Source organism: Calidithermus timidus DSM 17022 (genome assembly GCF_000373205.1).
Classification (GTDB): Bacteria; Deinococcota; Deinococci; order Deinococcales; family Thermaceae; genus Calidithermus; species Calidithermus timidus.
This window is the reverse complement of record NZ_KB890688.1, coordinates 74,625-83,893: the sequence shown is the minus strand read 5'-3', so window position 1 is coordinate 83,893 and position 9,269 is coordinate 74,625. Positions and strand designations below refer to the sequence as shown.

The following is a 9,269-nucleotide window of genomic DNA, read 5'->3' as shown; positions in this document are numbered from 1 at the left end:
GTTTCAATCCTCAGTGAGCAGCTAAGCCCACTGCAACGGCCTACAAAACCCACTCGTGTAGAACAGCTTTTCAGGCTTTATCTGCGCGAACCAGGGTTTTGAAGCCCGTCCCCGCAAGGGGGGTAGTCCATAGTATATTCGAATTTTCAAGGTTCCCGAGCCACAAAACGGCCCTGCGCGAACCCCTCCAGGTTTTCACACTTGCTTGGGGTTCGCACTAGATCACCAGCGGGTCGTCAAAGTCCTGGTAGCGGTCCTGGCCATGCGTGCGCAAACACTTGTCCCGTCCACCAACCAGGGTATAGATACGAAGGCTATCCTTGTCAGGTTCAATCACCTTGAGCAATTTAGCCTCCATCTCCTCTAGCTGAGCCCGAGTGACGCGGCATTCGAACACCGACATCTGGACCCGCTGGCCATAGTTCTTACAAACCTTGGCCACTCGAGCCAGCCGTGCTTTCCCCTCCTCGGAAATTGTGTTTACATCATAAGTGACCAGGACATCCAGACGCTCCATCCTCAACCCCTACTTGCCTATGAACGGTGGATACTCTGGCAGATCGCCCCGCAAATAGCGGGCAAGCAGGCGAGCCTGAATGTGCGGCAGGAGACCGATGGGCACCTGCTCTTTGAAAAGCGGATGTTGCACCGTTTCCTGACGACGCTTCTGGAAAGCAACAATCACCTCCTTACGACCCTCTTCCGAAAGCAGCACCGCCCCACCAGGACGCTCCTCGAAGTGTTTTGAAGTCACTTGCTTACGGTTGATCAAGGCTAAAGCCAACCGATCCCCCCACCAAGCACGGAATTCCTCGATCAAGTCGAGAGCTAGGGCATTCCTCCCCGGACGCAGGGCATGCAGGAAGCCCACCTGTGGGTCCAGGCCCACCCCCTCCAGAGCTGCTGTACACTGGGTAGTGAGCAGAGCATAGATGAAGCCCAACAACGCATTTACCGGATCGCGCGGAGGACGTTTATTACGCCCATCAAAGCGAAACTCGCCCGAGAGCAAGAGGTCGCCAAAGGCCGCAAAATAAGCACTAGCGGCCTGACCCTCCAGGCCCCGCACCTCATCTACCGTACGGGCCTGGGGCAGCATTCGCAAAGCGGCCTCGTGCCCGGCTAAGGCAGCGCTCAAAGCCTCGGTCTCCCCCCGCTCGCGCACCGCCCGCTGGAGCACCAAACGGCTGTTTTTGAGCTTGGCCTCCACAAAGCGCCCAGCCAGGTAGAGGGTGCTTGAAGGATTGTCGAGGGCCCTGTGCTGAGCCCTTCTAAGAAGCACATTACCCGAGACCGGCCCCGCCAATCGCCCCTGAAAGCGGCCCGATTCGGTAAACCAGGAGACCTCGAGGCCCTCTTCAGCACAACGGTGGAGTAAAAAGGGCGAGATGAGCACGTTGCCAAAGGCCGCGACCCCGCCCAGGTGGTGCAACGGAACGTTCCTTAGGGTTACCTCCTCGTGCTGGATGCGCAGCGTATCGCCCTCGAGGCGCAGGTAAACCCCTTGGGTTTGTATATAAAGGGTGTTCAGAAGCTCACTGGTCATGGTTGCTGGGCCTGCTGCTCTAGGAGCGCTTGGGGCACGTGGGGCATACAGATAGAGATAAGGGAGCAGTGCTTGCAGCGCTCGTCGGCGGCAGGGGGAGGCAGGCGGTCTTGCTGCATGAGTTTACGCAGGGCGCTTGCAGTAGCCAGGGTAGTGGCGCGCAGCTCCGGGCTAAGGGGCACCACCCGCCGGCGCTGGCTGGCTTTGGAGAAAAGGGCCCCTTCCGGCACGCCCACCCCAAACATCTCTTCCAGACACAAAGCCTGGGCGCAAAGCTGCACCTCAGCGGCCCGGCGGGCCAGCTCCTTGGGCCAGCGCTTGCCCACCTTGTACTCCACCGGATAAGGCGTACCATCCACGAACTCCACCACATCCGCCCGACCTACCAGCCCCAGCCACTCCGACCAGATGGGCAAGGCCCGCTCCACCCAGACCCCCTCGCGCAAAAGCCCCTCCGGGATGTCGGCCTGCTCGTGGGCCCGCGCGCCGCGCAGGGTGTACTCGTTGTCCTCCCACTCGCCTTCCAGCAGAATCAGCGCGGCCCGGCGGGGGCAGTAGGTGTACTGGGCCAGGGCGCTGATGGGCAGGGGCTCCAGCTTCTCGGCTGGAGCGGGGTCGGTCTCGGGCAAAAGTTCGTCGAGCTCGTCCATCTAACCCTCCCAGGGGGTGAGGATAACGCTGCTCATTGGTCTAGCATCTCCTGGATCTTGGCGTGTTGCGGATTGCTTAGCTTCCAAATCCTCCAGTCCTGAAGGTGCTTCTTGATAGCCTCCAGCACGGGCTTGCGCATCGCCGGAGGTTTATCGGCCAGCTCCCGCAGGAAGAAATCCAGTTCTCCTCGCTCGTTGTTCGGCTTGATGCCCTCAATACGCCTGCGGTAGCTTTCCAACATCTCCTGGCCTAGCTCACTTTCGCTCTTGGGCCTCTCCGGTAGCTTCACCGTAAAGTACCCATACCCCGCGTTGGTCTTACCCCCAAGACCAAGATTCTCCAAACCCCAGGCCAGCAGCTCGGCAGCTTTGTAGGGCCAGTCCTGGGCGTCTTGGGCGGGGCAGGAGATGGGAATGTGGAATTTGACTCCTGGCTTGACCGACAAAAAGGCAACTGGGTTGGGGTCGTCGAAGTCGGTGGGCCAGACCGCGCCTTTTTTCCCGTAGTAGTCGCGGTGATGCACGGTGATTACGTCGAGCTGGAAAGGCTGGGTGCTGGTTGGCTCGAGCCAGCCGTCCCAGTAAACCAGGTAGGCCGCATTGCCTTGGGTTTTGCGCTTTGGGTCTGGCCCTTTGCCCAAGAGTACCGCTTTTTCTGCCTCGTTCAGGCCAAAGCGTTCGGCCACCCGCTGCAACAGCCCTTTGAGGGCGCTGCCGGGCAGGTAGGGCACCCCGTAGGTGTGGTGGATGGTCAGGCCGTTTTCGATGGGGCTCGAGTTCCCTAAGCCAATAGCCAGAGGCGTGCGGGTGGTGGCCTCGAGCCAGACCCCATCCTTCAGGGTCTCCCGCCAGCGCGTGAAGGCGTGGCGGTACACTTCGGGTACCTGGCTTTGGGCGATGTGATCGAGCAACTTCTTGGCCGAAGAATGGTCCTCGTCATGCTGCTTCAGGTAGCGCTGCAAGGCCAGCCCGGCGTGGGTGGGCGGAGGAAGGATAAGTCTACTGGCCCTCATCGCGGCCTCCCGTGTGTACGCCCAGCACGCTAGCGGCGAAGCGCTTGAAGTAAACCCAGGCCGCAAGCACCCGCCGGGTGTGGTGCATGTAGGCGATGGCATCAGTATTTTGCACGGCCTCGAGTGCGTTTTTTACTCCTAGGATGCTTGCCACGTGCTCGAGCAGCTTTTGATGCGCCTTGGCTCGGTTGCCCTCACCTGCCGCTTTATCCGCGCTGAAGGCCAGCGCCTGGCACAGCCCGCTCTGGCGCACCAGGATGGGGAAGTTGTGGCAAAGACCGCCGTAGATGTTTTTGAACTCGTCGTCCTCCCTCTCCAAGCTTTGCACCAGCTCGAGGGCTTTCTTCATGTCCTGCTGCGCACGGGTAACCAAGCTCATCCCTCACCCCCCAACCGCCGCAACAGCCCCCGCCCCACGCTGGCCTGGCCGCCGAGCTGGAGGTAGGGCCGGTTGAGCTCCTCAAAGCCGCTTTTGCCGATGGCGAAGCTCGAGAAGACCGCCTCGGCAGGGATGGCCTCCTCGTACCAGAGTCCACCCTGCTCCACCGTTTTGGAGTCAGAATTGAGTCGTACTCTGGCGATAATCTCCATGCCCATCTCGCAGAAATAGGCAAACACGTCGTTGGAAACCAGAGCAAAGCGCCTTTGGAAATAGGCCGCCTCGGGGCCAAAGACCATCTGACCAAGTTCTTGGGCCAACGCCTCGGCCTTTCCTTGCTGCGCGGTGAGGTCGATGTCCTCGAGGATGACCTGCTTTTTACCTTTTTCCTTGTCCTCGAATACAATTTCGGTCTTTTCTGGCAACAGGGCCTCGGTCTGCTGGGGTCTGGGAATAGGAGCCTCTAGTGCGGGTAGCCCCAATGCTCGCAAATCCCGATTGAGGCGCTCGAGCACCAGCGGGCAGGTCAGGAAGGCAAAGGTGCCCGCATACGAGCGCACCGGCAGGAATAAAATCCGGGCGTCGGTTAGGGTCAGCTCGGCAGCCTGGCTGATGTCTTCCTCCTCCCCGGAATCCTTTTTCTTCTTCCTCCCAGCAAATCCAAAAACCTTACGTGCGGCCAAGGCAGCCTCACTTTCGTCCTCCGCATCCATGCCGCGCCCGTCGCGCAGCACCCCCTTGAGGCTGCTGGCCGGAATCACCGGGAAGCCCGTGGCCGCCTCGCGGGCTACCGGAAGGTCGATCACGCTGCTAGAGTCCTGCCCCGTGCCAGGGTGCACAGGTGTGAGGGCCTGCCAAAAGATCAGTTTCGCCTTCATCCTTACCACACTCCCCATAGCGCAAGGCCAAAGCCGTCCTTGCGGTCTTGTTCGTTGTCGCTCACGGGCCTGAGCCAGCTTTCCAATAGGTCGGCGGGGTTGCCGTCCTCTACCTCAAAGAAGTACACGCTGCCCGCCGGCACCATCCAGCGCACCGCCTTGGGCCGGTTTTGCCGCAGGTTCCAGCCGCTTACCGGCTCGCGCCGGCCCACCGCTGCCGCAACCAGCTTCAGCTTTACCTTGCTCAGGCCACGGGGCAGGTGAAACTCGCCCGTACCCGACTTCTCAATCCAAGCGGGCTTCCAGCCGTGTGCAAAGAGCGCCGGGGTAGCCAGTACCAGCCGTACCTTAGCGCCCTTGCCTAGACCGGCAAAGTGCTCTTTGATGGACTTTGGGCAGTCAAACCAGGAGTCAGAAAGGCTTTCCTTCACCTCCACCGCTACCGGGCGCCGCTCGCCCCCCAGATGGCCGATGGGGACTGGAACTTGGCCGTTGGGCAACGAAAGCCGCACCCGAAGGCTGGCGGGCTGGTAGTCCTCTGGGCTTTTGCCCATCTCCAAGGGCCGGTAGGCCACGCTGAAAAGCTGCCCTTCCCGGGCCTTGCCCTTCTGCGGGTCCATGGCCACGTGCACCCGGGTCTCGGTGGGGAGGCCCGGGATTTTTTCGGGCACAAAGTCCTCTCCCAGAAGCCAGCGCTCCATGTCCTTCGCTGTCCAGAAGTTGTAGCCGCTCTCGGGCTTGACATCTTGGGTGACTTGGAGGGGTTGAAGCTCCTCTGGCAGGTCGCAGCCCGCGCCCTCGGGTGGGATAAAAGGCCGGAGCTTCATCACCTTAGGCTTATCCCCCTTCTTGTAAATCACCGCATCGCGCGGGGCCGGAAGCAGAATTTCGCTGCCGCGGATCAGAAGCGGCCCACAGACTTGCAGGCCGTGCAGGTTCTGAAGCTGCTCGTAGTCAAAACCCTTGCCCATGGCCAGACCGATCTGGGTGCGCACAAAGCCGGCCAAGGTGCTGGGCAGGGGCAAGGGCAGGCTGCGGGCAGCGGTCTCGCTGCCGTCGGCGGCACTAAAGGGCCGGCCATCGCGGAAGAGCAGTGGGCTTAGGGCGTGGATTTCAAGTACCCGTTCCGGCATGGGTCTCCTCCTCTTTAATGCCGCTCAGGAAGCGGGCGATGATGAGCTGCTCCACAAAGGTTAGCAGTTGCTTGCGGTAGCTCACGGGTCTAGGAATTTTTAGCTCTCGGGCTTCCTTACGGGCCAAGACCCGCTGGGCCTCCTTGTAGAGGTACTCATCTAGCATTTCGTCTTGCCACTCCAGCGCCAGCTTATATAGCTCGTGGGCTAGCCCGCGGGCAATCTTGTGGTTTTTATAGGCAGCGAGCAGCTCGTCCCATATAAGGTCGGCCCATCGCTGAACCACCGTTACCGGGGTGCCCCCTCGAGTGTGCAGCGCTACCGCCAGGGCGTTGCGCCCCCCGTTCTTGGCGGCTTTTTCTGCATTTCGGGCATTCTCTAGGGAGATGGAGAGGGGCTCCCGGTAGTGCACGATGGCAATCCCCGCCGAGAGCGTGCCCTTCACTTGGTGCCGGAAGGTTTCGGAAAGCTCCTGGGCGCACTCCACCGCCCGGTTCACCGGCAAAAAGGCCAGCACGTCGTCGCCCCCGGAATACACCATGAAGCCGCGGTACTTGGGGACGATCTCCCGGGCTTTCTGGGCAAACTCGTCCAGGGTCTTTGAGAGCTGGCGGTGGGCCTCGCGGTTGTCCTGGCGGCTGATTAGTTCGCCCATACGGTCGCCGTCCGCGACCAGGATGGCGAAGTAGGGCTGGGGCTCTTGGATGTGATCGTCTTCCTTGCCATAGCGCTCATCCGGTTCAGCTTCCGGTTGCCAGGAGCGCCTGGCCATGATGTGGGTGTCCACCACCTTGTCCGACTTTAGCGCCCCGTAGCAGCGCTTGAGCAGCGAGATGGCATCGAGGTACTCGGTGGGCTTGATGCGCAGGGGCCGGTAGCCTCCGCCTTCTAACCGGACGCTGGCCTCGCCCCACTGGCGCGGGTCTATGACGGCGGCTCGAGCGGGGTCTAGCGGAGACTTCGGTACCCCGTCATCGTTTTGTTGCGTGGGACTGAAATCGCGTAGGGCCTTGCGGCCCGCCAACAGGCGCTCCACCGCCAGGCGGGCGCTGGAGTATTCACTCTCTTTCTCTAGGGGCACCCAGGCGGCGTAGAACTCGAGGAAGTGGTCAAGCTGCTCTTCAGCTCGGCTTTGGTCTATCTGGCTTCGGTACTCCTGGGACAGTTTGTCGATGGTTTCTTTCCAGAGCTGGTGTAGCTTTTCCCGAACCGCCTTTTTTACCCCTTCAGCCAACCCCTTGGGGTCGCCGTCTACCTGGGCCAGAATCTTGTTGGCGCCGTCAGCCTCCTTATCAGCCGGGAAAATCAGCTCCACGCTGTTGTTGGCCAAGTACCGTGCGGCTACCTTACTCAACTCCTGCAAAATCTGCGACCCCGCGTACAGGTCGGCGGTGCGCCGGGCGGCAGTGATGAAGTCCTGCACGGGGCCGATGGAGATGGAGAGGAGGTAGATCATAGGCGTATCTCCGTAAGCTGTCGGAAGTGAATGTGAGCGGCCTTGCGGACAGCCTCGATGGGCACAGCGGCCTCGAGCGCCTGTAGCACCGGGTCGTCTTCAGGAATCTCCAACGCTAGCTCTTTACCGTTGACCCTGATACGGCTAGGTGCAGGCGCTTGCAGAATAATGACCGCAGGTCGCACGTTACCATCGGCGAAGGCTATGGGTTTGAGGATTACCGGAGATGCCATGCGCTTGCCCTGAGCATGGACAGCCTCGAGGGTTCCCGCGAAGGCATCCGAGTTGCGAAAACGCTGATACACGATGGGCAGGCCATACGCGGGCTTAACCAACGCGATGCGCCCATGTTCTTGGCGCAGGGACTTCAGGGTTTGGTGGTCGCGCCACTTTCCCCCGGCCATGGGGGTATAGGGCATGGTTTTGCCGCTCACGGGGTCTTCGACGAAATGCCCCTTACGAAAACGTGCCCAAAACCGGCCCAGTTCCTGCCAGGCAGCGTGACCTTTGTAAAGGTCTTGGTTCCCCGGTTTGCGCGGCTGGCCCAAACAAATCACCGCCCCAGCTAGGGTGGCGTGCTCAGGGTTGTTGGCAGGGCCTGTGGAAAACCAAGATTTGAGCTGATCGGGGCTCGAGGGCAACCATTCCTTGGCATTTTCGGTGACCTCGAGGGCTCCCACCCCCCGCCGGGTGCGGGCCCCGATGCCGCCAAAAGCGATCCAGGCCCGGATAGCGCGCCGCAGGGCCTCTTGCTCTTCTTCAGAAAGTTTAAAGGCGATCTCAAGGGTGAACTCCACCCACATCAGTCCGCAGGCCTCAGGTAGGTTTTCGCTTTGGTTGGGGTTGAATGGGTGCAGGAAAAAGCGCTCCATGGGGCCGGTTCTGGCTGTGCCCCGGTCGGGCACAAGCTCAGAAGGTCTCACACTTTGACCGGACGAATGAGTAAAAACGCGCAGAGCCACCTTTCCGTACTTCTCTGCGCTCCCCCAAATCGCTTCCTCGGCTTCGAACAGCTCCTTCGCCGAGCCGTATTGCGCTCCCGCCGTAGCCCGCCACCAAAACCGCAGGTGCCCCCGCACGCTCGCTGCCCGTACCGGGTTGGCCGGGTCTACCTCGCGCGGGGTGGCGCTGCCGCCGAACATGGGGGTAATGGTCTTGAGCTTCAGCGTCCAGGTGGTAAGCTCGGGCTTTTTGAGCTCCGGTGGGGGAAGGGGAACCGCCCTAGGCATTGGCCCCTCCCATCCAGGCGTCAAACCGGGCCTCGTCCCAGGCGTCTAGCTCGAGCATCCGCACCCCCTTGGGGAGCTTGGTGGGGTCGGCTTTCACCTCGTAGTCGGCAAAGCGGCGCGGGGGCCTGCTTTCCTCCAGAAGCCGGGCGGAGACTACCTGGCCCAGATCCAAAAGGCGGTGCGCGGGGGCGCAGCCCAGCATGGCCTGGCGCTTGTTCTGCTCGGGGTTATTGGGATCCGTGCCCACATGTTGGAAGAGGTAGAGCCGGCGGGTGGACATCAGGCCCTTGGAGGCGCTGCGGTCGTGCTCAAACATGTTCATCAGGGCTTCCACCAAGAGCTTCAGGTCGGCCTGGCTGAAGCCGGTGCCCTGGGCCAGGTGGGCGCTGATGAAGCCCTTGGCCAGGTAGAGGCCGTAGGGCACCTGGCTCTTGCGGCCCATGGTGCGCAGCTTGTCCTCGGGCTGCTCTTTCTCCCAGCGCAGGTAGTCTTCCAGGGTCTTGGCGTTCTTCACGTCCTCGGCCACCGCCCCCCGGGTGATGCTGAACTCGGCAGGGAAGATGGGGCCCAGGCTACGGGCAAAGGTGATCTGCACCGGCCCCCGCACCTGGCCGGCGTTGGCCCCGGTGCTCATCACCGCGCCAAAAGTGCGCACATCGAAGAAGTTCTGGCACATCCAGCGACGGGCGGCTTCCACTTTGTCCTTGGTTTTTGCTCCCGTAAAGCCGCCGGTGCGCTCGTGGGCCTCGAAGATGGGACGGTTCAGGTTGGTGCCGTGCTGGACAAAAATGGGGGCCCCGGTGGCCTGAGCGTAGTTGCGGATGCGCCGCTTCAGGGCCACGTCGCTCACCAGGCCGTGGCCGTCCTCGGGGTCGATGCGCGGGGCGTTGCCCGAGTCGGGGTCGCCGTTGGGGTTGCCGTCTTGCACGTCGAAGAAGAGCAGGAACTCGTAGCGGTTCTGGATGGGCTGGGACATGGAGTATCT

The 9,269-nt window shown here is 61.6% G+C and carries 10 protein-coding genes; all 10 read right to left on the bottom strand.

Annotated features, from left to right (window positions below; all coding sequences use genetic code 11):
* Nucleotides 1-217: 217 nt before the first annotated feature.
* From cas2 to cas7c, 10 genes are read right to left on the bottom strand one after another with little or no spacing between them, the layout of a single operon-like run.
* Nucleotides 218-517 carry a CRISPR-associated endonuclease Cas2 gene (gene cas2 / locus B047_RS0103635; RefSeq protein ID WP_018465594.1) on the bottom strand — a complete coding sequence of 100 codons (300 nt, stop codon included), beginning with the start codon at nt 515-517 and terminating at the stop codon, nt 218-220.
* Between the two features lie 9 nt (nt 518-526).
* A complete protein-coding gene (gene cas1c, locus B047_RS0103630; protein WP_018465593.1) occupies nt 527-1,546 on the bottom strand; it encodes a type I-C CRISPR-associated endonuclease Cas1c in 1,020 nt (339 codons plus the stop codon).
* Nucleotides 1,543-2,196, bottom strand: coding sequence for a CRISPR-associated protein Cas4 (cas4, locus tag B047_RS0103625; RefSeq protein WP_018465592.1), 654 nt, complete (start codon nt 2,194-2,196; stop codon nt 1,543-1,545). Before cas4 ends, cas1c begins: the two co-directional genes overlap by 4 nt.
* 32 nt (nt 2,197-2,228) lie before the next feature.
* On the bottom strand, nt 2,229-3,209 hold the full coding sequence (cmr6, locus tag B047_RS0103620) for a type III-B CRISPR module RAMP protein Cmr6 (RefSeq protein ID WP_026234549.1): 981 nt from the start codon (nt 3,207-3,209) through the stop codon (nt 2,229-2,231).
* Entirely contained in the window at nt 3,196-3,588 is a 393-nt protein-coding gene (cmr5, locus tag B047_RS0103615; protein WP_026234548.1) for a type III-B CRISPR module-associated protein Cmr5, read from the bottom strand. The genes cmr6 and cmr5 overlap by 14 nt, the downstream gene beginning before the upstream one ends.
* Nucleotides 3,585-4,466: a type III-B CRISPR module RAMP protein Cmr4 gene (gene cmr4, locus B047_RS0103610; protein ID WP_018465589.1), complete on the bottom strand. Its 882-nt coding sequence runs from the start codon at nt 4,464-4,466 to the stop codon at nt 3,585-3,587. Before cmr4 ends, cmr5 begins: the two co-directional genes overlap by 4 nt.
* Nucleotides 4,467-4,468: 2 nt before the next feature.
* Entirely contained in the window at nt 4,469-5,599 is a 1,131-nt protein-coding gene (gene cmr3, locus B047_RS0103605) for a type III-B CRISPR module-associated protein Cmr3 (RefSeq protein ID WP_018465588.1), read from the bottom strand.
* The gene (gene cas10 / locus B047_RS0103600) at nt 5,580-7,055 is read right to left on the bottom strand and encodes a type III-B CRISPR-associated protein Cas10/Cmr2 (RefSeq protein WP_018465587.1); all 1,476 of its coding nucleotides are present in this window, start codon (nt 7,053-7,055) and stop codon (nt 5,580-5,582) included. Before cas10 ends, cmr3 begins: the two co-directional genes overlap by 20 nt.
* Nucleotides 7,052-8,284: a type III-B CRISPR module RAMP protein Cmr1 gene (cmr1, locus tag B047_RS0103595; protein WP_018465586.1), complete on the bottom strand. Its 1,233-nt coding sequence runs from the start codon at nt 8,282-8,284 to the stop codon at nt 7,052-7,054. The genes cas10 and cmr1 overlap by 4 nt, the downstream gene beginning before the upstream one ends.
* On the bottom strand, nt 8,277-9,260 hold the full coding sequence (gene cas7c / locus B047_RS0103590; RefSeq protein WP_018465585.1) for a type I-C CRISPR-associated protein Cas7/Csd2: 984 nt from the start codon (nt 9,258-9,260) through the stop codon (nt 8,277-8,279). The genes cmr1 and cas7c overlap by 8 nt, the downstream gene beginning before the upstream one ends.
* Nucleotides 9,261-9,269: the final 9 nt, after the last annotated feature.

Bases quoted from the DNA above. Each gene is read 5' to 3' on its own strand.
- cas2 (WP_018465594.1), bottom strand. From the start codon at position 517: ATGGAGCGTCTGGATGTCCTGGTCACTTATGATGTAAACACAATTTCC.
- cas1c (WP_018465593.1), bottom strand. From the start codon at position 1,546: ATGACCAGTGAGCTTCTGAACACCCTTTATATACAAACCCAAGGGGTT.
- cas4 (WP_018465592.1), bottom strand. From the start codon at position 2,196: ATGGACGAGCTCGACGAACTTTTGCCCGAGACCGACCCCGCTCCAGCC.
- cmr6 (WP_026234549.1), bottom strand. From the start codon at position 3,209: ATGAGGGCCAGTAGACTTATCCTTCCTCCGCCCACCCACGCCGGGCTG.
- cmr5 (WP_026234548.1), bottom strand. From the start codon at position 3,588: ATGAGCTTGGTTACCCGTGCGCAGCAGGACATGAAGAAAGCCCTCGAG.
- cmr4 (WP_018465589.1), bottom strand. From the start codon at position 4,466: ATGAAGGCGAAACTGATCTTTTGGCAGGCCCTCACACCTGTGCACCCT.
- cmr3 (WP_018465588.1), bottom strand. From the start codon at position 5,599: ATGCCGGAACGGGTACTTGAAATCCACGCCCTAAGCCCACTGCTCTTC.
- cas10 (WP_018465587.1), bottom strand. From the start codon at position 7,055: ATGATCTACCTCCTCTCCATCTCCATCGGCCCCGTGCAGGACTTCATC.
- cmr1 (WP_018465586.1), bottom strand. From the start codon at position 8,284: ATGCCTAGGGCGGTTCCCCTTCCCCCACCGGAGCTCAAAAAGCCCGAG.
- cas7c (WP_018465585.1), bottom strand. From the start codon at position 9,260: ATGTCCCAGCCCATCCAGAACCGCTACGAGTTCCTGCTCTTCTTCGAC.